27 protein-coding genes are annotated in these 23,163 nt (G+C 65.9%); 16 read left to right on the plus strand and 11 right to left on the minus strand.

Annotated elements, in window-relative coordinates:
* The first annotated feature begins 125 nt into the window (after nt 1–125).
* Entirely contained in the window at nt 126–1,139 is a 1,014-nt protein-coding gene (locus BT115_RS07545; RefSeq protein WP_072321844.1) for an aminoglycoside phosphotransferase family protein, read from the plus strand.
* Nucleotides 1,136–1,813 carry an N-acetylmuramate alpha-1-phosphate uridylyltransferase MurU gene (gene murU, locus BT115_RS07550; protein WP_072321845.1) on the plus strand — a complete coding sequence of 226 codons (678 nt, stop codon included), beginning with the start codon at nt 1,136–1,138 and terminating at the stop codon, nt 1,811–1,813. The genes BT115_RS07545 and murU overlap by 4 nt, the downstream gene beginning before the upstream one ends.
* Before the next feature lie 28 nt (nt 1,814–1,841).
* On the opposite strand, the gene BT115_RS07555 is transcribed toward murU, so the two are convergent.
* Together BT115_RS07555 and recQ are read right to left on the minus strand one after the other, a co-directional pair.
* A complete protein-coding gene (locus BT115_RS07555) occupies nt 1,842–2,069 on the minus strand; it encodes a hypothetical protein (protein ID WP_143144480.1) in 228 nt (75 codons plus the stop codon).
* An 85-nt stretch (nt 2,070–2,154) separates the two neighbouring features.
* Nucleotides 2,155–3,969 carry a DNA helicase RecQ gene (gene recQ / locus BT115_RS07560; protein WP_072322307.1) on the minus strand — a complete coding sequence of 605 codons (1,815 nt, stop codon included), beginning with the start codon at nt 3,967–3,969 and terminating at the stop codon, nt 2,155–2,157.
* Between the two features lie 174 nt (nt 3,970–4,143).
* Here recQ and BT115_RS18395 point away from each other — a divergent pair, with 174 nt between their 5' ends.
* Nucleotides 4,144–4,434 carry a hypothetical protein gene (locus BT115_RS18395; RefSeq protein WP_143144481.1) on the plus strand — a complete coding sequence of 97 codons (291 nt, stop codon included), beginning with the start codon at nt 4,144–4,146 and terminating at the stop codon, nt 4,432–4,434.
* A gap of 39 nt (nt 4,435–4,473) precedes the next feature.
* On the opposite strand, the gene BT115_RS07570 is transcribed toward BT115_RS18395, so the two are convergent.
* Entirely contained in the window at nt 4,474–4,842 is a 369-nt protein-coding gene (locus tag BT115_RS07570; protein ID WP_072321848.1) for an MGMT family protein, read from the minus strand.
* Nucleotides 4,843–4,917: 75 nt separating this feature from the next.
* Here BT115_RS07570 and BT115_RS07575 point away from each other — a divergent pair, with 75 nt between their 5' ends.
* Nucleotides 4,918–5,322, plus strand: a complete 405-nt coding sequence (locus tag BT115_RS07575; RefSeq protein WP_072321849.1) for a hypothetical protein — start codon at nt 4,918–4,920, stop codon at nt 5,320–5,322.
* Between the two features lie 36 nt (nt 5,323–5,358).
* On the opposite strand, the gene BT115_RS07580 is transcribed toward BT115_RS07575, so the two are convergent.
* Both BT115_RS07580 and BT115_RS07585 read right to left on the minus strand, forming a co-directional pair.
* Nucleotides 5,359–6,483, minus strand: a complete 1,125-nt coding sequence (locus BT115_RS07580; RefSeq protein WP_072321850.1) for an inorganic phosphate transporter — start codon at nt 6,481–6,483, stop codon at nt 5,359–5,361.
* Between the two features lie 13 nt (nt 6,484–6,496).
* The gene (locus BT115_RS07585) at nt 6,497–7,126 is read right to left on the minus strand and encodes a DUF47 domain-containing protein (protein ID WP_072321851.1); all 630 of its coding nucleotides are present in this window, start codon (nt 7,124–7,126) and stop codon (nt 6,497–6,499) included.
* 117 nt (nt 7,127–7,243) lie between these two features.
* On the opposite strand from BT115_RS07585, the gene BT115_RS07590 reads away from it, so the two are divergent.
* On the plus strand, nt 7,244–8,563 hold the full coding sequence (locus BT115_RS07590) for a hemolysin family protein (protein ID WP_072321852.1): 1,320 nt from the start codon (nt 7,244–7,246) through the stop codon (nt 8,561–8,563).
* A 53-nt stretch (nt 8,564–8,616) separates the two neighbouring features.
* Complete coding sequence (locus tag BT115_RS07595) at nt 8,617–9,225, plus strand: exopolysaccharide biosynthesis protein (RefSeq protein WP_072321853.1); 609 nt, start codon at nt 8,617–8,619, stop codon at nt 9,223–9,225.
* Nucleotides 9,226–9,231: 6 nt separating this feature from the next.
* Here BT115_RS07595 and BT115_RS07600 read toward each other — a convergent pair whose 3' ends face one another.
* Entirely contained in the window at nt 9,232–10,005 is a 774-nt protein-coding gene (locus tag BT115_RS07600) for an RNA methyltransferase (protein WP_072321854.1), read from the minus strand.
* A 135-nt stretch (nt 10,006–10,140) separates the two neighbouring features.
* Between BT115_RS07600 and BT115_RS07605 the strand changes: the two genes are divergently transcribed.
* Together BT115_RS07605 and BT115_RS07610 are read left to right on the plus strand one after the other, a co-directional pair.
* Complete coding sequence (locus BT115_RS07605) at nt 10,141–10,947, plus strand: inositol monophosphatase family protein (protein ID WP_072321855.1); 807 nt, start codon at nt 10,141–10,143, stop codon at nt 10,945–10,947.
* A gap of 139 nt (nt 10,948–11,086) precedes the next feature.
* Nucleotides 11,087–12,127: a metallophosphoesterase gene (locus BT115_RS07610; RefSeq protein WP_072321856.1), complete on the plus strand. Its 1,041-nt coding sequence runs from the start codon at nt 11,087–11,089 to the stop codon at nt 12,125–12,127.
* Nucleotides 12,128–12,131: 4 nt separating this feature from the next.
* Here BT115_RS07610 and hda read toward each other — a convergent pair whose 3' ends face one another.
* The 3 genes from hda to BT115_RS07625 form a co-directional block, all read right to left on the minus strand.
* A complete protein-coding gene (hda, locus tag BT115_RS07615; RefSeq protein ID WP_072321857.1) occupies nt 12,132–12,827 on the minus strand; it encodes a DnaA regulatory inactivator Hda in 696 nt (231 codons plus the stop codon).
* The gene (locus BT115_RS07620; RefSeq protein WP_072321858.1) at nt 12,824–13,966 is read right to left on the minus strand and encodes an AI-2E family transporter; all 1,143 of its coding nucleotides are present in this window, start codon (nt 13,964–13,966) and stop codon (nt 12,824–12,826) included. The genes hda and BT115_RS07620 overlap by 4 nt, the downstream gene beginning before the upstream one ends.
* 96 nt (nt 13,967–14,062) lie before the next feature.
* On the minus strand, nt 14,063–15,049 hold the full coding sequence (locus BT115_RS07625; protein WP_072321859.1) for a DUF2066 domain-containing protein: 987 nt from the start codon (nt 15,047–15,049) through the stop codon (nt 14,063–14,065).
* Nucleotides 15,050–15,187: 138 nt separating this feature from the next.
* Between BT115_RS07625 and purM the strand changes: the two genes are divergently transcribed.
* From purM to BT115_RS07640, 3 genes are read left to right on the plus strand one after another with little or no spacing between them, the layout of a single operon-like run.
* Nucleotides 15,188–16,225 (plus strand): phosphoribosylformylglycinamidine cyclo-ligase, encoded by a 1,038-nt coding sequence (purM, locus tag BT115_RS07630; protein ID WP_072321860.1) that lies wholly within the window; start codon nt 15,188–15,190, stop codon nt 16,223–16,225.
* A gap of 7 nt (nt 16,226–16,232) precedes the next feature.
* A complete protein-coding gene (purN, locus tag BT115_RS07635) occupies nt 16,233–16,883 on the plus strand; it encodes a phosphoribosylglycinamide formyltransferase (RefSeq protein ID WP_072321861.1) in 651 nt (216 codons plus the stop codon).
* Nucleotides 16,884–16,931: 48 nt separating this feature from the next.
* Nucleotides 16,932–17,633 carry a DUF3108 domain-containing protein gene (locus BT115_RS07640; RefSeq protein ID WP_072321862.1) on the plus strand — a complete coding sequence of 234 codons (702 nt, stop codon included), beginning with the start codon at nt 16,932–16,934 and terminating at the stop codon, nt 17,631–17,633.
* A 268-nt stretch (nt 17,634–17,901) separates the two neighbouring features.
* Here BT115_RS07640 and murA read toward each other — a convergent pair whose 3' ends face one another.
* Both murA and BT115_RS07650 read right to left on the minus strand, forming a co-directional pair.
* Nucleotides 17,902–19,161, minus strand: a complete 1,260-nt coding sequence (murA, locus tag BT115_RS07645) for a UDP-N-acetylglucosamine 1-carboxyvinyltransferase (protein ID WP_072321863.1) — start codon at nt 19,159–19,161, stop codon at nt 17,902–17,904.
* 54 nt (nt 19,162–19,215) lie between these two features.
* A complete protein-coding gene (locus BT115_RS07650) occupies nt 19,216–19,455 on the minus strand; it encodes a BolA family protein (RefSeq protein WP_072321864.1) in 240 nt (79 codons plus the stop codon).
* A 173-nt stretch (nt 19,456–19,628) separates the two neighbouring features.
* Here BT115_RS07650 and BT115_RS07655 point away from each other — a divergent pair, with 173 nt between their 5' ends.
* Genes BT115_RS07655 through lptB form a run of 5 tightly spaced genes read left to right on the plus strand, consistent with a single transcriptional unit; the run spans nt 19,629 to nt 23,104 of the window.
* Nucleotides 19,629–20,642 carry a KpsF/GutQ family sugar-phosphate isomerase gene (locus BT115_RS07655; RefSeq protein ID WP_072321865.1) on the plus strand — a complete coding sequence of 338 codons (1,014 nt, stop codon included), beginning with the start codon at nt 19,629–19,631 and terminating at the stop codon, nt 20,640–20,642.
* A gap of 55 nt (nt 20,643–20,697) precedes the next feature.
* Nucleotides 20,698–21,246, plus strand: coding sequence for a KdsC family phosphatase (locus BT115_RS07660; RefSeq protein ID WP_072321866.1), 549 nt, complete (start codon nt 20,698–20,700; stop codon nt 21,244–21,246).
* Entirely contained in the window at nt 21,243–21,842 is a 600-nt protein-coding gene (lptC, locus tag BT115_RS07665) for an LPS export ABC transporter periplasmic protein LptC (protein ID WP_343124043.1), read from the plus strand. Before BT115_RS07660 ends, lptC begins: the two co-directional genes overlap by 4 nt.
* Nucleotides 21,805–22,380 carry a lipopolysaccharide transport periplasmic protein LptA gene (gene lptA, locus BT115_RS07670; protein ID WP_072321867.1) on the plus strand — a complete coding sequence of 192 codons (576 nt, stop codon included), beginning with the start codon at nt 21,805–21,807 and terminating at the stop codon, nt 22,378–22,380. The genes lptC and lptA overlap by 38 nt, the downstream gene beginning before the upstream one ends.
* A 4-nt stretch (nt 22,381–22,384) precedes the next feature.
* Complete coding sequence (gene lptB, locus BT115_RS07675; protein WP_072321868.1) at nt 22,385–23,104, plus strand: LPS export ABC transporter ATP-binding protein; 720 nt, start codon at nt 22,385–22,387, stop codon at nt 23,102–23,104.
* The last annotated feature ends 59 nt before the right edge of the window (nt 23,105–23,163 follow it).

The raw sequence follows: 23,163 nt of genomic DNA on the forward strand, positions 1-23,163 counted from the left end.
CACCCCGACGACCGAGCATAGACACACTCGGGATGCACAACAATAAGACAGACGGCCAGCCGTGCCATGACAGTCATGCCCAAAGGCTCTAAGCTCCCCGCGGCATTCGCTTATCAGTGACCCGCATGACTCCGATCGCCGACCGCTCCGCCGCACGACTCGCTTGGGCCCGCCACGCAACAGGCGCTCCCGCGCTCGTTCTGGAACCCGCTTCCGCCGACGCGAGTTTCCGCAGCTATTGGCGCGGCTATGTGGACGGGCAGCCGGTGATCGTGATGGATTCGCCGCCCGATCGCGAAGACCCCGCGCCATGGGTCGAGATCGGTCAGCGACTGGCCGCGGCAGGCCTGCACGTGCCGACGGTGATGGTTGCCGACCTGACGCAGGGCTTCCTGCTGATCGAGGATCTGGGCACGCGCACCTACCTGCCGGAGCTGAGCGACACGACAGTGGACGCGCTCTACGGGGACGCGCTGGACGCCCTCCTGCGCATGCAACGGCAGGTGGATACCGCGGGCCTGCCTGCGTTCGATCACGCCTGGCAGACCATGGAACTCGAACTCATGCCGACCTGGCTGATCGAGCGACACTTGGGCATGAGCCTCGCGTGCGAGGAATGGGACGTGGTGGAATCCGCGTTCACCGCGATCATGCACGCAATCGCCGAACAGCCGCGTGCCTTCATGCATCGCGACTATCACAGCCGCAACCTGCTGGTGACGGCGGAACGTTCGCCTGGGATCATCGACTTCCAGGGCGCGATGTCCGGCCCGATCACCTACGACCTCGCCTCGCTGCTTCGCGATGCGTACGTGGTATGGGACAACGAGCGCGTGGAAGGTTGGGTGGAGGCATATCGCCTTCGCCTGCTCGATGCACGATTGCTCGACGAGACCGTGGACACCGACCGTTTTCGCCGCTGGTTCGACCTCACCGGCCTGCAGCGACACATCAAGATTCTTGGCCTGTTCTGCCGCCTCTGCTATCGCGACGGAAAACCCGGTTACCTCGACGACCTGCCGCGTGTGCTCCGCTACGTGCTCGACACCGCGCGCCGCCATGCAGACATGGCACCGCTGGCCGACCTGATCGAGGCAAAGATCGGCGACCGTGACATTCGCCAGGCGACACACGCGTGAGGCACGCACTCATTCTCGCGGCGGGCCTCGGCGAACGCATGCGGCCACTGACCGATCACACGCCGAAACCGCTGCTTCACGTCGCCGGCAAGCCACTCATCGTTCACCACATCGAGAAGCTCGCCGCCGCCGACGTGCGCTACATCGTCGTCAATACGTCGCACCTGGCCGAACAGTTTCCCGAGGCGCTGGGCGACGGATCGCGCTGGGGTGTCCGTATTCGTTATTCGTATGAAGGGCCGACGCCGCTGGAGACCGGGGGTGGCATGTTGAAGGCGTTGCCCTTGCTGGGTGCCGATCCCTTCATCGTGGTGAGTGCGGACATCTGGAGCGATGTCGATTACGCCGCGCTGCCGCGCGAACCGCAGGGTGTGGCGCACCTGGTCATGGTGCCCAATCCCTCGTTCCATCCACATGGGGACTTTTCGCTCGCCGACGGTCGCCTTTACGACGCCGACGGTACCGCAGGCGCCGAACGCCTGACCTTCGGCAACGTGGGGGTCTATCGCCGGGAAATCGTGCAACACGAGCAACCCGGACGCTTCAAGCTGTTACCGATGTACCGCAAAGCCATTGCCGAAGGTCGCCTCACCGGCGAACGCTTCGACGGTTTCTGGCGCAACGTGGGCACGCCGGCACAACTGGACGAACTGCGCGCCATCGTCGACGCGTAGCGTTGTGACGGCGCGATGCGGACGGTCGCTACTGCACGGTATCGACGCCCAATTCGCGTAGCCGTTCGTGACCGAGCGCGAAGGCTTCGTTGAACGCGCTGGTGATATCCACGAAATCGTTGGTGCCCGTGCTGGCTTCGATTTCCTCGCCGATATGGTCGAGGATGCGGTAGCTGGCTCGGTAGACTTGCTCGCCCGCCAGGCCGTTATGTTTTACCGCCTTCGCTACCACTCTGTATTTACTGTGATTTTCCACTGCGTGTCCCCTCCCCTGTTCCTCGATACTGCCGGGGCGGGGTGACCGTTGCAAGTGACTTCGATGGCGGTCCTGCGTCAGCCCGTCAACCGGCCGCGGTCAGTACGGCGAGAAAATCTCTGCCGTAGCGTTTCAGCTTGTTCTCGCCCACGCCACTGATCGAGCCCAGTTCTTCTTCGTTACCGGGCAGCGCACGCAGCATTGCGAGCAACGTCGCGTCATGGAAAATCACATAGGCCGGTACACCATGCTGTTTCGCGAGTTCGGCGCGCACCCGGCGCAGTTCGTTCCACAACGGCAGCTCGATTTCCTCGATGCCAAGGGACGTACCCGTCGCCGCAGGCGTGGCACGTGCCGCGCGACGCCCCTTTGCGGGCCGCGCATCTTCGCGCAGCCAGACCTTGCGTTCACCCTTCAACACCGGGCCGCTCTGGGTCGACAGACGCAAGGTGCCGTAGCCGTCGGGATCGGCTTCGATCAGCCCCGCCGCAAGCAACTGGCGAAACACCGAGCGCCATTGCGTCGCATCCATGTCGGCACCCACGCCGAAGACGCGCAATTGATCGTGACCGAGGTTGCGCAGGCGCTCGTTACCCTCGCCTCGTAGAACGTCGATGAGATGGCCTGCGCCGTAACGCTGCCCCGTGCGATAGATGCACGACATGGCCTTCTGCGCAGCGAGCGAGGCATCCCACGTCTTCGGCGGTGCCAGGCAGTTGTCGCAATTGCCGCAGGGCTCGGGATAAATCTCCGCGAAGGATTCGAGCAGAAGCTGACGACGGCAACGCGTGGCTTCCGCATAGCCCAGCAAGGAATCCAGCTTCAGGCGTTCGATGCGCTTGCGATCGTCGCCCGCTTCCGACTGCGCGATCATCTGGCTCATCGTAACGACGTCGCCGAGGCCGTAGACCATCCACGCCTCGGCCGGCAGGCCATCGCGACCGGCACGACCGGTCTCCTGGTAATAGCCTTCCATGCTGCGCGGAAGATCGAGGTGGGCGACGAAGCGTACGTCGGGTTTGTCGATGCCCATACCGAAGGCCACCGTAGCGACCATGACGACACCGTCTTCGCGCAGGAACCGTTGCTGGTGCCGCGTACGCGTTTGCGCGTCGAGGCCCGCGTGATAAGGCAGCGATTCCACGCCCGCCTCGGCGAGCCACGCGGCGGTCTCATCCACCTTGCGCCGGCTGAGGCAATAGACGATGCCCGCCTCACCGCGATGCCCGTCGAGAAAGTCCAGCAACTGCCGGCGCGCGTTCTGTCGTGGCGCCACGCGATAGCGGATGTTCGGACGATCGAAGCTTGAAACGAAGCGTCGTGCCGCCTGCAACCCGAGCCGCTCGACGATCTCCTCGCGAGTGCGCTCATCGGCCGTCGCGGTGAGCGCGATGCGCGGCACCTCCGGAAAGCGCTCGTGCAGGATCGCCAGCTCACGGTATTCCGGACGGAAGTCGTGCCCCCACTGCGACACGCAGTGCGCTTCGTCGATGGCGAACAGCGCAATCGGCACGCGATCGAGCAAGCCAAGAAAACGCCCGGTGAGCAGGCGTTCGGGCGCGACGTAGAGCATGTCCAGTTCGCCCCCCAGCATGAGGTCTTCGACCTCGCGCTGCGTCATCGCGTCCAGGCTGGAGTTCAGATACCGCGCCTTCACGCCTGCTTCGTTCAGCGCATCGACCTGGTCCTGCATCAGAGCGATCAAGGGCGAGACGACGATGCCGATGCCCTGGCGTATGAGAGCAGGAATCTGGAAGCACAGCGACTTGCCACCGCCCGTGGGCATCAGCACGAGGGCGTCGCCGCCCTCGGCGACGTGTTCGACGATGGCTTGCTGTTGACCGCGGAAACCGGGGTAGCCGAAAACGGAATGGAGAAGATCGAGGGCTGGGGACGACATGTGCGCCATGCTAGCAAACCCGTGACCTGCGCCTTCACACAGTGCGCGCTGAACGGGATGTTTTCCTACACCGATTTGAGACAAAGATCGTTTTATTTTGCCCCGCGGCAGCAGGTAATGAGGCCGGGGTTCCCACTTATCAAACAGCGTTTCCATGTCCCAGAAGGGGATGCCATGAAGCAAGCGCTCGTACGTACCGTCCTGCTCGCCGTCAGTGTCTTTGCCGGCGCCCTTCCCACGCATGCTGCGGAGGGCCACCTCGGCTTCCAGGGCTCCATCACGGAGGTCACCTGTCGTGCCGATGGCGCGAGACTCGCCTGCCCTCAAGGGCGATCCGTTCCAACAAACGTTCGCTGGTTCCACACCGGCACCGCCGCCGGCCTGGACCACACCGCCTTGTTCGCCTACGCCCGGCAACGGGACGCTTCGACCTCATGGCGAATCATGGAGATCACCTACCGCTGACCGCCGGTCAGCCGGTCAGCCGGTCAGCCGGTCAGCCGGTCAAGCCGGTGAGCCCCAGATGGCGCGATCCAGATCGTGATCGAGGCCAAAGGCGCTCATCGGAACGCGTCCTTCCTTCACCGTCACGCCTTCCGAGGTGAGCCGCCGGCACTGCTCGCGGTAACCGCGCGTGCCTGCAGGAATGCCGATACGACCGTCGGCACGGAGCACACGGTGCCAGGGCAAGTCGGCGCGATTCGGCGCATCGCCGAGCACCTTGCCGATCAGCCGGGCGCGACCTGGGTAACCCGCGCGCGCCGCGATGGCGCCATAGCTGGCAACGCGGCCGCGCGGAATGGCTGCGACCGCGTCGATGATCCGTTGCGCACGCAGCGCGCGGGCTTCGTCATCGTCGACTTCATCGTTCATGGTGATTTCGTGCATGTTTGGGCTCGCATGTCAGCGTACCATCAGGCTTCTCTGACGACGGACCGGTACAAGCCCATGCGGCACTTCGAAGCGATTCGCTCCCATGTCGGCAGCATCCACAGGCTCCGCCAGAACGAGCCCTACATCATCAGCTTCGACCTCGAGCTACCCGACGGGCGGCATCAGGGTATCTATCTCGCCGAACTGGAAGACGCGGACGGGCAACGCTTCCTGCGCCTGTCCACGCCGATCGGTCCGCTGGTCGGCGTGGATGCGCGGCGCTGCCTGCGCTTCAACTGGGAGCAACGCACGGGCTACTTGGCCGAGGCCGATCTGGACGGCTCTCCCTATCTGCACCTGTGCGAGAACCGTCCCTACGATTATCTCGACGAGCGCGAACTGGCTCGCCTGATCGAAGAACTGGGCGCGACCGGCGATCAGCTGGAACAACTGGTCAACGGGGAAGCCGACGCGCTCTGAGCGTCCGCACGCGTCAAGGGCCTCAGAACAGCGGCCTCAGAACAGCAGGTGGCCCAGCTTCACCAGGCCGTAGCCGATGCCGGCCGTGATGGGCAGCGTGAGTATCCACGCCCAGACCATGCGCTCGACCACCGACCAGCGGATGGCATTGAACCGCTTCGCCGCACCCACGCCCATGATCGATGCCGACACGTTGTGCGTGGTCGAGACCGGCACGCCAAGCACCGATGCCGTGAGGATCACGGCGGCCGAGCTGCCTTCCGCAGCGAAGCCGTTGATGGGATGCAGCTTCACCATCTTGTGGCCGAGCGTCTTGATGATGCGCCAGCCGCCACCTGCCGTGCCGCCCGCCATCGTCAGCGCGCAAACGACCTTGACCCAGATCGGAATCGGAAAGCCGCCCGCGGCGGCCGGGTCGTGCGGAATACGGAGGAAGTGCAGAAAGGTCGGCAGGTGATCGAACTGGCCCGCGGCGGTGGCGCCGGCAAGCGCCAGGGCGATGATGCCCATGCTCTTCTGCGCATCGTTCATGCCGTGGGAGATGCCCATGGCGCTGGCCGAGAAGATCTGCGCCTTGCCGAAGAAACTGTTCACGAACGGCGTGCGGCCGAATCGACGCAGGGGACCCTTGCGGCTGGAGAAGAAGCCGAGCAGCGCGTACAGCCCGCCCATGATCAGGAAACCGATCACGAAGCCCAGGAACGGCGAGACGATCATCGGCACGATCACCTTGGGCAGCACGCCCTTGCCGAGCCACCAGTGCGCGCCGCCCTCCCACCAGATGATGGAATGGAAGTTGTCGCCCGCCGCAGCCAGGGCGGCACCGCACAGGCCGCCCACGAGGGCATGACTGGAACTCGACGGAAGGCCGAGCCACCAAGTGATGAGGTTCCAGATCGTGGCGCCCAGCAGCGCGCTGATGAGCAGTTGCGAGCCGACCTCGACGACGCCGGTGTCGATCAGGCCGGAGGCGATCGTCGCGGCGACGGCGGTGCCCCACAGCGCACCGGCAAGATTGGTGACCGCCGCCAGCAGCACAGCCTGCCCCGGCGTGAGTACCTTGGTGGCGACCACGGTCGCAATGGAGTTCGCCGTGTCGTGGAAGCCATTGATGTAGGTGAACGCGAGGGCGATCAGAACGACCGCGATGACCATGCTCATGGGGCGCCCGCCGTCAGGAGTTCTTGAGCACGATGGAATAGACGACGTTGCCCACGTCCCGGCACTTGTCCACGGCTTTCTCGATCAGCTCGAACAGATCCTTGGCGAGAATGGCGCGCAACGGGTCCGACGCCTCGGCGTACAACGTGCGGTAGGGGTCGAGAAGAAGCCGGTCGGCTTCCGATTCCAGAGCTTGGAGCTGATCGCGCAGCTTCTTCACCGGGTCGATCTTCAGCCCATGGCGCAACTGGCCGATCATCGCCACCACCACGTCCGCCGACCGTTCGAGCAGCGCGGCGCGCTGGCTGAAATCGATGCCCTGGAGGCGCTCGGCGACGATCACGTAGCGCTCGGCGAACTTCTCGATGGTCTTGGGGATCTTGTACAGCGCCGAGTTCAGCGCCTCGATGTCCTCGCGGTCCAGCGCGGTGACGAAGGTGTTCACCAGTTCCTCGCCGATCTGCGCGTGCAGGGCCTTCTCGCGGGCGCGTGCCGTGCTGAAGGCGGCCATGACGGGGGTGCGATCGGTCTGGATGACCAGCTCATGCATGGCCTTGGCGCTCTCGCGAGCGGCCTCGGCGCTCGCTTCGAGCAGGCCGTAGAACTTGTCGCCCTTACCGAAGATCGTCTGGAGTGAAAACATGGCGTCGCCTGGGGAACCTGGGGATTTGTGACGACAATGTTACCGGACTGGCCCGCCGCTGGGGTGGGCGAGCCCCCTGCAGGACCGATCCGGCCCCATCTGCTATATAAGCGGCCGATGCTCACCGAACTCCTGCTGGTCCTCTTCTTGTCCCTCGGCAACGGGTTCTTCGCCCTGTCCGAAATGTCCGTGGTCGCCTCCCGCAAGAGCCGCCTCAAGCAGCTCGCGCGGGACAGCCGACGCGCGCGGGTGGCCCTGCAACTGGCGGAAGCGCCGGAGCGCTTCCTGTCCACCGTGCAGGTCGGCATGACCTTGATCATCCTGGTCACCGGCGCCGTGGCAGGCGACGGTCTGGGCGAACGGTTCACCGACATCGTCCACGGCGACGGGCCCGCCTGGCTGGAGCCCTATGCCCGTATCGTGGGCTGGCTGCTCGGTTTCCTGCTCATGTCGCTGGTGCAGATCGTCATCGGCGAGCTGGTGCCTAAGCGCGCGGCGCTCTCGGCGCCCGAGCGGATCGCCTGCCAGATCGCCGTGCCGATGCTGATCGTGTCGCGGATCACACTGCCCATGGTCTGGCTGCTGAACCACCTGTCCACCGGCATCCTGCGCGTGCTGCGCCTGCACCGGGCCGGCGCCAATGCCGCCACCGAAGAAGAGATCCGCCTGCTGGTTGCCGAAAGTGCGGAACAGGGCATCCTCGACAGCGACGAGCGGAACATGGTCAACCGCGTGTTGCGCCTGGGCGATCGCAGCGTGGATTCCGTGATGACCCCGCGCATGAAGATCGCCTGGCTGGACGTCGCCGCGTCGCGCGAAGACAACCTGGACGTTCTGAGGGAAAGCCAGTTCTCTCGCTATCCGGTGTACCGGCGCGACGAGAGCGAGGTGGTCGGCACGGTCGAGGTGAAATCGCTCATCGGATCGCTGGAAGGTGGCGAGGCCGATTTGTTCGCGCACATGGCCCGCCCCTTGTTCGTGCCCGCGACCGCTCGCGCGCTCGACCTCCTCGAAGCCTTTCGCGACGCCGACACGCAACTGGCGCTCGCCGTGGACGAGTACGGCGACATCGAAGGCCTGGTCACCCTGAACGACCTTCTCGGCGCGGTCATCGGTGCCACCGCACCCGCCCCGGACGATGCCACCCAGGACGGCCCCATCATCCGGCGCGACGACGGCAGTTGGCTGATCGATGGCTCGCTGCCGGCGGACGACCTGCGCGAGCTGCTGCAGATCGAACGCCTGCCCAATGAAGAGGCGCACGATTTCCGCACGGTCGCGGGCATGGTCACGACGCAATTCGGCCACATCCCCCGCGCAGGCGAATCCTTCCTATGGCAAGGCCGCCGCTTCGAAGTAATGGACATGGATGGCGCACGCATCGACAAGATTCTCGTGAGCGAGGCTACCGTCGACGAACCGGCCGTCGAGGAATAGCGCCCCGGGTACGATTCAATACCGGTTCAAGGCGGTGCAGCGAGAGTCACCGCATGGACCCCGCCGAACCCCACGAAGAAAAGACCGTCGCCCTGCTGAGGGCGGCACTGATGGCGGCTTCGGGCGAGCGCATCTCCGTGGAGGAACTGCTCGATTCCTTGAAGCGCCGGGCCTTCGGTTTCGTCCTGCTGCTTCTCGCCATTCCGAACTTCATCCCCGTGCCGCTGGGCATCGGCGGCATCATGGGCGTGTTGGTGATCGGCCTGGGGCTCGAAATGCTGATCGGCCTGGAACATCCGTGGATTCCGGGCTTCCTGCGCCGCCGGACGATGTCACGGGAAGGCCTGCTGCGCTTCCTCGACCGCATCGCCCCCTTCAGCGGGCGCCTGGAGCGGATCTGCAAACCGCGACTGCAACGGCTCACGCGACGCCCCTTCACCTTCGTGTCCGGCGCGATCATGCTCCTCATCGGCATCCTGCTCGCGTTGCCGATCCCCTTCACCAACTACGTGTTCGGCGGCATGCTCATTGCCTTCGCCTTCGCCCTGGTGGAGCGCGATGGCGTCTTGCTGACGATGGTCTGGGTGACCACGGTGGCGATCGTGATTGCGTCCGCTACGTTCAGCCACGCCCTGGCCGGGTTCTTTCGCGACCTGTTCTAACGGTCCCTACGGCGTCTTGTCGCCTTCGTGCGCGATGCTCGCCATGCGCTGGGCGTCCGCCAGAATCCCGTGCAGGATGCGCAGCTCGCGCAACTCGGGCCGCGCGCGAAGGAACAGCTTGCGCAGTTTCAGCATGATGGTAGTGGGCGACCGCCCCTTGTGAAACTCGATGTCATCGAGCGTCTGGCCGAGATGATCGAAGAACCGTTCGAGCTGCTCGGCGTCGGCCGGCGCCTCGTCGGGGTCCGGTGTGACGACGGGGGCAGCCGCTTCGTCGGCGAGCAGGGCCAGGCGCACCTCGTAGCCCACCACCTGCACGGCCTGCGACAGGTTGAGCGAGCTGAAGTCGTCCACGCTGGGGATACGGACCATGGCATGGCAGCGCGACAGCTCGTCGTTCTCCAGCCCTGTGCGCTCGTTGCCGAACACGAGGGCCACCTGCTCGCCCCGCTTCGCGGCGGCTACGGCCTGCGCAGCCCCTTCCCGAGGGTCCAACTCCGGAAGGTTCACGCCGCGACGGCGCGCCGAGAGGCCGAGCGAAAACGTCGCACCGGCCAGACCCGACACGAGATCGTCGTGAATCGCCGCCTGGGCGAGCACATCGTCCGCGCCCGCCGCGAGCGCCGTCGCCTCGGGGTCGGGAAAACGGTGCGGCGCCACGAGCGTCAGACGGTCGAAGCCCATGGTGCGGATGGCGCGCGCCGCCGAACCGATGTTCCCCGAATGCGAGGTGCGGACGAGGACGAAGCGGAGGCGGTCGTGAAGCTCGGAAAGGGCCATGGCGGGCGGGGTGGCTGGCGGCAAGACCGGAAAGTCTACAACGGCAATGACTTGGGCGAGGCGCGAGGGGATGGTAAACTCCTCGGCCGACGCGGCTTTCGACCGCTCCTTCGTTCTTTTGCCAAGCCGATCCCCATGCCAAGACCCGCCGTCAACGTCGCGGCGCGCGCCGCGCGCTCCGCAGGAAACATCATCCTGCGCTACATGAATCGCATCGAAGGCCTTGCGGTCGTCGAGAAGCAGCGGATGGACTTCGCCTCCGAGGTCGACCGGCTCGCCGAAGCCGAGATCGTCAAGGAACTCCGCCGCGCCTACCCCACCCACGCCATCGTGGGCGAGGAATCGGGGCAGACCGGCAAGGGCGGCCCGCTCACTTGGGTGATCGATCCCCTGGACGGCACGCACAACTATCTGCGCGGCATCCCCCATTTCAGCGTGTCCATCGCGCTACTCGACAAGGGCGAGCCGGTATACGGCGTGGTTTTCGATCCCCTGCGCGATGAACTGTTCACCGCGAGCAAGGGCGATGGCGCCTACCTCAACGACCGCCGCATTCGCGTTGCCAAGCGCGAGAGCCTGGCCGGCGCGTTGATCGGAACCGGCTTCCCGTACCGTGTGCGCAACCACCTCGAATCGCAATTGGCCATGACGGCTGCCCTGCTCAAGGAAGCCGAGGATGTCCGCCGCATGGGCTCCGCAGCCCTCGACCTGGCCTACGTGGCCACCGGTCGTCTCGACGGCTACTTCGAGCCGGGCCTCAACGTGTGGGACATCGCTGCAGGCGCCCTGCTCGTGCGCGAAGCCGGCGGCGTGTACGGCGACTTCGCCGGACGCGAAGGCCTGCCCGAGAACGGCAATATCATCGCCGCCAACCACAAGGTGGCCGCCGCCATGACCGAGGTCATCGGTGCCAACGCCACGCCGCGCCTGCTCGGCGTGTAAAGGCCTCACGGCGGTGTAGGAAAACCCTGCACCGCCGCCTTCCCTGCGCCTACATACGGGCGCGAGCACGGTCCCTAATCTGTCGCCGCGAACGGGACGTTCGCTTTCCCCTACGACGGATCAAGGAAACTACGCCGTGATGTACCCCCCATCCCCCTTCGGCCGTCTATCGGCCGCGCTGACGCTTGCCTTCGCTTCGGCCTGGCTTGTCCCTACGGCCTCCGCCGAAGTACGCACCATGATCGTTACCTCCGATCCGCAATACCCGTGGACGAGCAAAACGGATGCCAAGCTGCCGGAGAGCGACGCGCAGACACAAGCAGAGTCGGAGCGCCTCATCGAGGAACAGTACCGCAGCATTGCCGCTTACCGTGCCGCACGACCGGATCAGCAGATCCCCGTCTTCATCAATGGCGACCTCACCGCGTATGGGCACGGTTGGCAACGCGCCGTCATGGAGCGCATGTACCGGATCCTGGGCGACAACGTGCACCTGGGTCTCGGTAACCACGACTATGCGAACAATATCCGCGAAGCCGACGGCAGTGGCTGCTACAACAATGGCTGTGCCCGCGACAGCATCAACGATCTCGTTCGCCACGTTCGCAACAAGCGGAGCACCGTGGCGTTCGACTTCGCCGACGTGTCGCAAGGCCTTTTCAAGAAGAGCTACTACGGAAGCCTGGGCTACGCCGTCGAAACACCGGGGCTCGAACGCGTACTCAACGTGCAGCTCAACTACCACCCGACCTACACGGTGAGCTTCGACACCACCGAGAAGCTCCGGCCCGCGCACTACGAGATCGTGTCATCGCTGCCATGGCTGGACGATCTGCTGGACACGCACCTGTCGGTACCGCGCTACGGCACGCCCGCCGATCGTGCCTACGACTTCGCCATCCTGCACATGCACGATCCGATCGAGGATGCCTGGGAGCTGGAAGGACTGCCCGATCGCGAGCACATCGCCGCCATCTTCGGCGGGCATCTGCACGCGCGCATGGGGCGCTACCCCAACGAAAACGGCATACCGATCTTCTTGAGCGGCTCGGCGTCGCAACGCACGTATCTCATCGTCGAACACGATACCGTTGCGGCCGTACTCCGCGTCTACGGCGTGTACCGAAACGATCCCGAACGCAAGCAGTTGCTGAGTGTCGTCCCCGTCCCGACGTCCTGACGTTTCAGTCGCTGCGCAACAGATGCCGCAGGAACGGCACCGTCACTCGTCGCTGTGCGGCGAGTGACGCGCGATCGAGGGTATCGAGCAGATCCAGCAAGGTGCCGAGATCACGGGCATGGTGAGCGAACAGCCAGTCCAGCACCACGTCGTCCAACTCGATGCCACGCGCGCTCGCCTGCTCGCGCAGCACCGCGCGGCGTTCGCTGTCGTCGAGCGGCTTCAGCACGGCCTGGGTGAGCGAACCCAGGCGCGAACGCAGATCGGGCAAGGCGATATCCAACGATGCCGGCGCCCCGTTCGCGGAGAAAAGCAAGGTGCATCCTTCGGCGCGATAACGATTGAACGTGTCGAACAACGCGTGCTCGGCATCGCCTTCACCCGCAATGGCATCGATGTCGTCGATGGCGAGCAGATCGCTGCCGGCCATGCCACGAATCGCTGCCGCAAGCGGGCCGCGCATGCCTGCCAGTGGCAGGTATTGCGCAGTACGCCCCGCGTCGATCGCCGCCTGGCATGCAGCGATCAGGAGATGCGTGCGGCCGCTGCCGATCGGTCCAGCGACGAACACCCAGGGAGCGTCCGCGTGCGTAGCGGCAGCGCGGACCGCTTCGACGGCCACCGCATTCTCACCCGCGCGAAAGTGCTCGAAGCGCTGGCGTCGCGGCCAGCGCAGGGCGAGAGGAAGCTGGGTCGTCATGGCGCCTCGTCGCGCGGCGACGGCGGCCGTTCGTCGATGGTGACTTCGACATCCACCTCGATCGCTTCCGCGTTGGCGGCCGGCTCGGTATACAGCTGGCTTTCCCGGTAGCGCTCGACCATGTAGCGCAGCAGCACCACCACCACCGATGCCGCAGGCAGCGCCAGCAGCACGCCGAGGAAACCGAACAGATGGCCACCCGCGAGCACGGCGAAGATGACCGCCACCGGATGCAGGCCGATCTTGCCACCCACCAGTCGCGGCACGAGCACGTAGCCTTCGAGCAACTGGCCGATGGTGAAGACGACGACCACCAGGATGACGTGCATCCAGTCACCGTACTGCACGAGTGCGGCGATCATCGCCGCCACGAAGCCGATCATGAAGCCGAGGTAGGGCACGAAGCTCAGCAGTCCGGCGACCATGCCGATCAGCGGGCCGATGGAGATACCCACGAGGGTAAGACCCAGACCGTAGAACACGCCGAGAGCGAGCATGACCAGCAACTGGCCGCGCACGAAGGCGCCGAGCACGTGGTCCGACTCGCGCGCCAGATGCACCACCGTCGGCTCGATCGAACGCGGCAGCAAGCGCTGGATCTGCGCAATCATCTTGTCCCAGTCGCGCAGCAGATAGAACGCCACGACCGGAATCAGCACCGCGTTCGTCAACCAGGTGACGATGCCCATGCCGGACTGCGTGACCTTCGCCACCGCCTTCGCGGCGACGCTGCCAACCGAACCGATGTGCTCGCGCACGGTGGCAAGCAGGCGATCCGTATCGAAAACGCCCGGATCAAGTCGCAGCCGCGCCTGGATCCACGGCAAGGCGGTACCGCGCACCCAATCCACGTAGCGCGGCAGGTTCTCGGCGAGGCTCTCGAACTGGTGCTGGATCAGCGGAATCAACAGCAGCACCACACCGATGAAGACCAGCGAGATCACCGTGAAAACGATGCTGACCGCCCACGTACGCCCCATGCCGAGGCGCTGCAGTCGATCAGCCAACGGGTCGCCGAGATAGGCCAGCATCGCTGCCAGGGCGAAAGGCATGAGCACCGGCGCCAGCAGCCAGATGACGAAGACGATGACGGCGGTGATCGCGAGCAGTTGCCAGCGGCGCGAAGTGTCGTGGTTCATGCGAGTCCTGGTTCGGCAAAGGGGCACCGGCCGCGTTCCATGGCGGCGGTGAGGCGATTGTCGCGGATCGGCCCCCTCTCGGCGAACATGCGGCCGTCAGGGTACCCAGCGAACGGCGAGGTCGGCGCCGTCGTGCCCATCGGCGGCCAGGATATGCCCGCCTGCCGCGTAACCGGCGACAAGTCGGGCGAGAGGGGTCGTGGCGTTCACCGTCAGCATTACGCCGTCCGCCGTGGCACCGATCGGCGCCACGGATTTCACCGACGGATCGTTCTGGAACGTGGACAGCAGGCCGGCGTAGTCAGCGGCGGAGTGCAGGCCCGATACCCAGACCTTGCCGCTGGTGCTGCCGCCCTGGGTGGCGGCGAGCTGACGGTCGAGCTTGTCGGCCATGGCGTTGGCGCCATTGCTGAGCAACGCCGCACGGGCTTCGCCGCTGTCCTTCCAGCTCGTGGTGCGGCCCGCCGAAACGAGCGTCCAATCGGTCTGGTCGTCACCGATCTTGCCGACGAGCACGACCGCGGTGTTGTACTGACGCGCGGCCGCGGCGACCGCGGCGGCGTCGCCACTCGCCAGGGCCGCCGGGTCGGCGATGGTGCCGTCCTTCGGCACCACGACCTGGTAGCCGCGCGTATCGGCCATCTGCGCCAGCGGGACAATGTCCTGCTGACCAAGCAGCTTGCCGCTGGCGTCGCGTGCCACCACCAGCACCGACGGCTTCGGCGCTGCGGCTGTGGCGTCGCCGACGGCCAGGACGCGGCGGATCGCACCCGGATCGAACACGATCTCCAGGCTCAGCGGCGCGCCGTTGGCGCCGCCCGTGCGGGAGTAGTGATACTGCTGAACAAGCCCGCCCGGCTGCTTCATGGCGTCGGCATAACCTGGTTTGCCGCGCGGATCGGCGCCGTTGGAGGCGCGTGCGAGCACCTGGGTCAGTCCATTGGCGAAGGCCTGGTCGCGGACCGAGGCGCTGGTATCCGGCACCGGTACGGCCACCGTATAGATGGTCGTCTGCGCGACGGCGACGCCGAGACTGGCCGCCAGGAGGAGCATCATGGAAACGATGAGGCGGACTGGGCGCATGGGCTTTGGGTGTCGCTGTGTGAGGGCGGGAAGTCTGCCCAAACCTTGCCATGGCGTCCATCCAAGCGGCGTGCAGGGCCGGCCGGGCGCTGCTTGCTGCTATCATGCGCGGTTTCCAACACGCGCCGGTTACCGCTTATGTCCTCCGACCAGGGCTCCCTCACCTACCGCGACGCGGGCGTCGACATCGATGCCGGCAATGCGCTCGTCGAGCGCATCAAGCCCCTGGTCAAGCGGACCTTCCGTCCCGAGGTGATGGGCGGGCTCGGCGGCTTCGGCGGCCTGTTCGACCTCTCCGGCCGCTACCGCGAGCCGGTGCTGGTGTCCGGCACCGACGGTGTAGGCACCAAGCTCAAGCTCGCCCAGCAGTTGGGTCGGCACGACACGATCGGCATCGACCTGGTCGGCATGTGCGTCAACGACGTGCTGGTCCAAGGTGCCGAGCCCTTGTTCTTCCTCGACTACTTTGCGACCGGCAAGCTCGATGTCGATACGGCGGCTGCCGTCGTCGGCGGCATCGCGCGCGGTTGCGAACTGGCCGGCTGCGCACTGATCGGTGGCGAAACGGCGGAAATGCCGGACATGTACCCGCCGGGCGAATACGACCTCGCCGGCTTCACCGTCGGCGCGGTCGAGAAATCCGCGATGAACGACGGCTCGTCGATCGTGGCGGGCGACGTCATCCTCGGCGTCGCCTCGTCCGGCCCGCATTCCAACGGGTACTCGCTGATCCGCCGCATCCTCGAACGGGCCGGCTCGCCGCTGGATACCGATCTGGGTGGCGTAACGCTGGTCGATGCCTTGATGGCGCCGACCACGATCTACGTGAAGCCCATGCTCGACCTGATCGGCAAGGTGGACGTGCACGGCATGGCCCACATCACCGGCGGCGGATTGAAGGAAAACATCATCCGCGTCGTGCCCGATGGGCTCGGCCTGCGCATCGACGCCGCCTCGTGGGAACTGCCGCCCGTCTTCCAGTGGCTGCAGCGCGAGGGCAACGTCACGCACGAGGAAATGTGGCGCACCTTCAATTGCGGCATCGGCTTCACGGTGCTGCTGGCGCAGGATCAGATCGAAGCGGCCAAGGCCGTGCTCGCCGCTCATGGCCTCGACAGCCGCGTGATCGGCTCGGTCGTCGCCGCTACGGGCGACGAACGCGTCCACATCGCCTGATCCAAACATGGCTCGCCCGCTTCGCGTCGCCGCCCTGGCCTCCGGGCGCGGCAGCAATCTTGCCGCCCTGATCGCCGCGCGCGACGCCGGGCGGCTGCCGATCGAATTCACGCTGGTCGGCAGCGATCGCGCCCAGGCCGGTGCGCTGGGCGTTGCGACGGCCGCGGGCATTCCGACCCTCGCGCTGAACCCAAAGGACTACCCCTCGCGCGCCGCGTTCGACGCGGCACTCTTCGACCGCATCGCGCAGAGCGGCGCCGAGTTGCTGGTGCTGGCCGGTTTCATGCGCATCGTCGATGCCGCCGTGGTGTCGGCGTGGGAAGGTCGCGCCATCAACGTGCATCCTTCCCTGCTGCCGAAGTATCGCGGCCTGCACACGCACCGCCGCTGCCTGGAAGCGGGCGACGCGGAGCACGGCGCGAGCGTGCATTACGTCACCGCCGAACTCGACGGCGGCCCGGTCGTCGCGCAGGCACGTATCGCCGTCCGTCCCGGGGATACCGAGGCCGACCTCGCCGAGCGCCTGCTCGTCGAGGAACACAAGCTGCTACCGGCCGTCGTCGGCGCGATCGCGATGGGTCGACTGCGTTGGCAGGACGGGCCGGTGTTCGACGAAGCGCCGCTGACGCGTCCGCTCGATCTCGGCGAACTGCTGTAACGGTCGGCGCTCGCCCGGGATTCAGGCGAGGTGGCTAAACTCGGCTGCATGACGACCAAGACCCTGCTCCGCGCCGGCCTCGCGCTGGCTCTCGCCCTGCCCGCCGCCGCGTTCGCCGCCGACGTCCCGCAGTCTTTCACTGCTACCTATCAGGTCCTCAAGGATGGCGGCCCGCTCGGCGAAGCCACGGTCACGCTGAAATCCGCCGGTGGCGGCCAGTTCGAATACACGAATCAGACCAAGGGCACGTCCGGCCTTGCGGCGATGCTCGGTGCCAACGTCTCGGAGACCTCGCGCTTCACCTGGGCCGGCCAGGTTCCGCAGGCCGTCAGCTACCACTACCAGCTCGACGCAGCGGTCAAGTCCAAGACGCGCGACCTCACCGTCCAGGGCGGCAACGTCCAGGTGCAGGACAACAAGAAGAGCTTCACCTATACCGCCGTGCCGGGCATGGTGGAGCGCAATACCTTGCCGCTTGCGCTGGGCCTGGCGCTTCGCACGGGACAGCAGCAGGTCGCGTTCCCCGTCGCCGTGAAGCAGCAGGTGGAGAACCAGCAGTTCAAGGTGTCGGCGAAGGAAAAGATCACGGTGCCGGCAGGCGCGTTCGAGGCCATCCGCGTCGACCGCACCGATGCCGACCGCGGCTTCAACGCGTGGTATGTGCCGTCAAGGTATCCGGTGCCGGTGAAGCTGGCGCAGAAGGACGGCGGCGACCTGACGATGGAACTGGTGAAGTACGAGGCACGCTGACGCGTGATCTCGCAAGCGTCGGCGCCGCGATAACGCTTGCTGGCGACAACTCCGTGGGAGCCGCCACGGCGGCGAGAAGCCGACGGAGCCATGAAGCGGAGAGGTGAGCTTTCCTCGCCGCTTTAGCGGCTCCTACAAGGCACGAGTTGCGGCTTGCCGCCAGCGTTGTAGGAGCCGCCATGGCGGCGAGAAGCCGACGGCGCGATGAAGCGGAGAGGGAGCATTCCCTTGCCGCTATAGGCACCGATGCCAACCAACCCGGGCTGAATTAGCCCGGAAGACGCCGGATCCGCGCACCGAGCACGCCGAGCTTTTCCTCGATGTTCTCGTAGCCGCGATCGATGTGGTACACGCGGTCCACGGTCGTGTCGCCTTCGGCCACGAGCCCGGCGAGCACCAGGCAGGCGGAGGCACGCAGGTCGGTGGCCATGATCGGCGCGCCGCTCATCTTCGGCACACCGGTGATGATCGCGGTATTGCCTTCCAGGCGGATGTCGGCCCCGAGGCGCTGCAATTCCAGCGCGTGCATGAAGCGGTTCTCGAATACCGTTTCGGTAATGACGCCCACGCCTTCGGCTACGCAATTCAGCGCCGTGAACTGCGCCTGCATGTCGGTGGGGAACGCCGGGTAAGGCGCGGTCACCAGGTTCACGGCCTTCGGCCGGCGACCCTGCATGTCCAGCTCGATCCAGTCCTTGCCGGTGCTGATGTGCGCGCCGGATTCCTCGAGCTTCTGCAGCACCGCGTCCATCGTGTCGGCCCGCGCACCGCGTGCGCGCACCTTGCCGCCCGTCATCGCGGCGCCAACGAGGAAGGTGCCGGTCTCGATGCGATCGGGCAGCACTTCGTAGTGCGCACCGTGCAGGCGTTCCACACCCTCGACCACCAGGGTGGACGTACCGATGCCGTCGATCTTCGCGCCCATGGCCATCAGGCAATACGCAAGGTCGACGACCTCGGGCTCCTGCGCAGCGTTCTCGATGACCGTGGTGCCCTCGGCAAGGGTGGCCGCCATCAGGATGTTTTCGGTACCGGTCACGGTGACCATGTCCATCACGATGCGAGCGCCTTTCAGGCGACCGGCGCGAGCCTTGATATAGCCGTTCTCGACGCTGACCTCGGCACCCAGCGCCTGCAGGCCACGGATGTGTTGGTCGACCGGACGCGAGCCGATGGCGCAGCCGCCGGGCAGCGAGACTTCCGCCTTGCCGTAGCGGGCCACCAGCGGGCCCAGCACCAGGATCGAGGCACGCATCGTCCGGACCAGGTCGTACGGCGCCACGCAGGAATTCTCCGGACGCGGATCGATGTGCATCTTCATGCGATCGTCGAGGACGACCCGGACGCCCATGCGGCCGAGGAGTTCAATGAAGGTGGTGACGTCATGCAGGTGCGGCACGTTGCCGATGCTGACCGGCTCGTCCGCAAGCAGGCAGGAAGCGAGGATGGGCAGTACGGCGTTCTTCGCGCCGGAAATGCCGACCTCGCCATGAAGCGGCTGACCGCCGCTGATCAGGATCTTGGCCATGGGAATGCCTTGGAAGTGGGATGACGGAGACGAAGGGCGATGCGGCGCGCGTGCTCAGCGGCGACCGGCGGCTTCGTCGGGAGTGAGGGTCTTGAGGCCGAGTGCATGGATGGCGCCACCCATGAGATCGCCCAGGGTCGCGTAGACGAGGCGGTGACGGGCCAGAGGCAATTTGCCGGTGAACTGCTCCGAGATCACCTCGGCTTCGAAATGAACGCCGTCGTCGCCACGAACGTCCACCCGCGCGCCGGGCAAGCCGGCCTCGATCAATGCCTGGATGCGCGCAGCGTCCATGGATACTCCGGTAGGGGGTTGCCGCAGGTGCGAAGGTTCCGAAACGGAGCCTGAACCGCCCATCGATGGCAGCAACGATATAATGAGAATATGTAATGGTAATGGAAATCCGGTGTCGCAGAAATGGACATCCCGGGTAACCAGGGAGTGCCCCACCCGGAACAAGAGGTCGCATGAACGCCCGCACCGCCCCGCCCACCGACCACCGCCTCGTGAATGCCGATACCGTGATTCGCAGCGCCCGCAATGTCATCAAGACGGAGGCGGCCGCCATTCGTGCGCTGGAAGCGAAGGTGGACGCGGCCTTCGTGCAGGCCTGCCAGATGATCCTGGCCTGCAAGGGCCGGGTGGTCGTCTCGGGCATGGGCAAGTCGGGGCACATCGCGCGGAAGATCGCGGCGACGCTGGCCTCCACCGGCACCCCCTCTTTCTTCGTGCATCCGGGCGAGGCCAGCCACGGCGACCTCGGCATGATCCAGCCGGACGACCTCCTGCTGGGCATTTCCTATTCCGGCGAGACCGACGAGCTTCTCTACATTCTCCCGGCGATCAAGCGCCAGGGTATCGGCCTCATCTCGATCACGGGCAATCCGAAATCCTCGCTGGCGACGCAGGCCGACCTCAACCTGGATGCGAACGTCGCGTCCGAAGCATGCCCGCACGGCCTGGCGCCGACGGCCAGCACGACGGCGGCCCTGGTCATGGGCGATGCCCTGGCCGTGGCACTCCTGGAGGCCCGCGGCTTCACCTCCGACGATTTCGCCCGTTCGCATCCCGCCGGCAGCCTCGGGCGCCGCCTGTTGTTGCACATCGCAGATGTGATGCATTCGGGCGACGACGTACCGCGCGTAACGCTGGAGGCCACGCTGAGCGAGGCCCTGGTGGAAATGTCGCGCAAGCGCCTGGGCATGACCGCGGTGGTCGATGCCGATCAGCGCCTGCTCGGCGTGTTCACCGACGGCGACCTGCGCCGCGCATTGGACGACGATGGCGTGGATCTGCGCAGCGCCTCGGTGGCGCAGCTCATGACCCGCGGTCCGAAGACGATCGGCTCGGACAAGCTCGCCGTCGAAGCCGCCCAGCTCATGGAAAAACACCAGATCAACGCCCTGCTCGTCGTGGACGCGGAAAACCGTGTGGTCGGCGCACTCAACATCCACGACCTGCTCCGCGCCCGCGTCGTCTGACGACCGGGCCAGCCGGCGCTCCCATCGGCGCCGCCACGTCCCCATATAGCGAACCATGGCCTACACCCACTACACCGAGATTCCCGCCGCCGTTGCGGAACGCGCCGCCAAGGTGCGCATCGTCGTCTTCGATGTCGACGGCACGCTGACCGACGGTCGGCTCTGGTACGGCGAGGACGGCAGGGAGACCAAGGTCTTCCACGTCCATGATGGGCTCGGCCTGAAGGCCCTGGAGCGGAACGGCGTCAAGGTCGCGATCATCACTGCACGGATCAGCCACCCCGTGTCGTTGCGGGCGGAGGAACTGGGCATCGCTCACGTGTACCAGGGCCAGAAGGACAAGCGCGCCTGCCTGACCGGCCTGCTCGAAGCGCTGCGCCTGACGCCCGAACAGTCTGCCTTTGTCGGTGACGACCTGCCCGACCTGCCCGCCATGAGCATCGCCGGTCTGGCCGTCGCCACCGCGAACGCTCACCCATGGGTCGCCGAGCGGGCGCATTGGCGCACTCGGCTTTCGGGTGGCTACGGGGCGGCCCGTGAAGTGGCCGACATGATTCTTGCCGCGCAAGGCAGGGCTGAAGCCGAGCGGGACCGCTGGCTGTGAGCGTGCTCAACCTGTTCAAGGATCGCAGCGCGACGGGCATGGCGGGCATGCTCGCCGTCGCCCTGGGCGCCAGCGTCCTGCTCTATTACTGGGCGGCACCGGAGAAGAAGGTGCAGGACTTCGTCGGTCCGCCGCGCTCGGGCTACGTACTGACCAACTTCGACCTCGACTCGTACAACGACCAGGGCAAGCCGGCGTTCAAGCTGATCGCACCGCACCTCGAGCGCCGCGAGGGCGACGAGTCGCTGTACATCAATGCACCGGATTTCGTCCTGCCCTCCACGACCGAGACGGACGTCCCGCCGTGGAAAGGTCACTCGCAATACGGCTGGGTGAACAAGGATGGCAGCCTCCTGAAGCTGCAGGGCAAGGTCCACATGGATCGCCCCGCCTTCGGGACCACCCAGGCCGCCAGCATCGACACCTCCGAGGTCACCGCCTGGCCGAAGGAGAACCGCCTTGAGACGGCCGAGGCAGCCCGCATCGTCCAGGGAACCTCTACAATGGACGGCGTTGGCATGCGCGCCAATCTCGACACCAAGCACCTGGAGCTCCTCGATGCAGTCCACACGACGTATCAGCCGCGTAAGCGCTAACGCCCTCCTCGCGCTGCTCGGGGTGGCACTTGCTGCCAGTTCGCCGGTCATGGCGAAGCAGTCCGACCGCGATCAGCCGGCCGATGTCACGTCCAAGTCGTTCGACGGCTCGCAGCAGCCGAATGGCAAGGTGATCTGGACGGGCAACGTGGTGCTCACGCAGGGCACACTGAAGATCACCGGAAGCAAAGCCACCGGATACCTCGACAGCGACAACTCCATCATCCGTGTGGTCGTCGATGGCTCCCCCGCCACCATCCACCAGTTGGACGACGATAACCAGCCGATGGACGGCAAGGCCGCCAACATCGACTACAAGATCGACCAGGATTTCGCCGTGCTCACGGGCAAGGCGGAAGTCCACCAGCCGGTCAAGGGCAGCGCCGAAGGCGACAAGCTCACCTACAACACGAAGGACAGCACGATGACGGGCGAAAGCAACGGCGGCGCCCCCGTGCACATGACTTTCCAGCCGAAGAACAAGACGCCCGGCGCCGCCCCGGCGACCCCGGCGGCACCCGACAAGAAGAAGCCCTGACCCGATGCTCTCAGCCCAAGGCCTGCAGAAGCGCTTCCGCGCGCGCCAGGTAGTCCGCGATTTCGCATTCTCCATTCGCGAAGGTGAAGTGGTGGGTCTGCTCGGCCCCAACGGTGCCGGCAAGACCACCTGCTTCTACATGGTAGTCGGCCTCATCCAGGCGGATGCCGGGTCGATCAAGCTCGACGAGCAGGACATCACCGGCCTGCCCATGCACTCGCGGGCAAAGCTCGGTATCGGCTACCTGCCGCAGGAAGCCTCGGTGTTCCGTCGGCTCAGCGTATCGGACAACATCCTGGCCGTGCTCGAACTGCGTGACGGCATGTCCCAGAAGCAGCGCGAAGACGAGCTGGAAAGCCTTCTCGACGAACTCAAGATCGCCCATATCGCCGAGCAGAAAGGCATCAGCCTGTCCGGTGGCGAGCGTCGTCGCGTCGAAATCGCCCGCGCCCTGGCGGCGCGCCCGCGCTACATGCTGCTCGACGAACCGTTCGCAGGCGTGGACCCGATCTCCGTTGGCGAGATCCAGCGCATCGTCCGCCATCTGAAGGAACGCGGCATCGGGGTGCTCATCACCGACCACAACGTCCGCGAGACCCTCGGCATCTGCGACCGGGCGTACATCCTGAACGACGGCGAGGTCCTCTCCCGGGGCACACCTCAGCACATCCTCGCCGACGAAAAGGTGCGCGAGGTGTACCTGGGGCGTGAATTCCGTATCTGACACACGCGTCGCATTCCGACGGGTGGCCTAGCCGTAACGGTGCTGGTTTGCGCGGCCCG

This window comes from Luteibacter sp. UNCMF366Tsu5.1 (assembly GCF_900119235.1).
GTDB lineage: Bacteria > Pseudomonadota > Gammaproteobacteria > Xanthomonadales > Rhodanobacteraceae > Luteibacter > Luteibacter flocculans.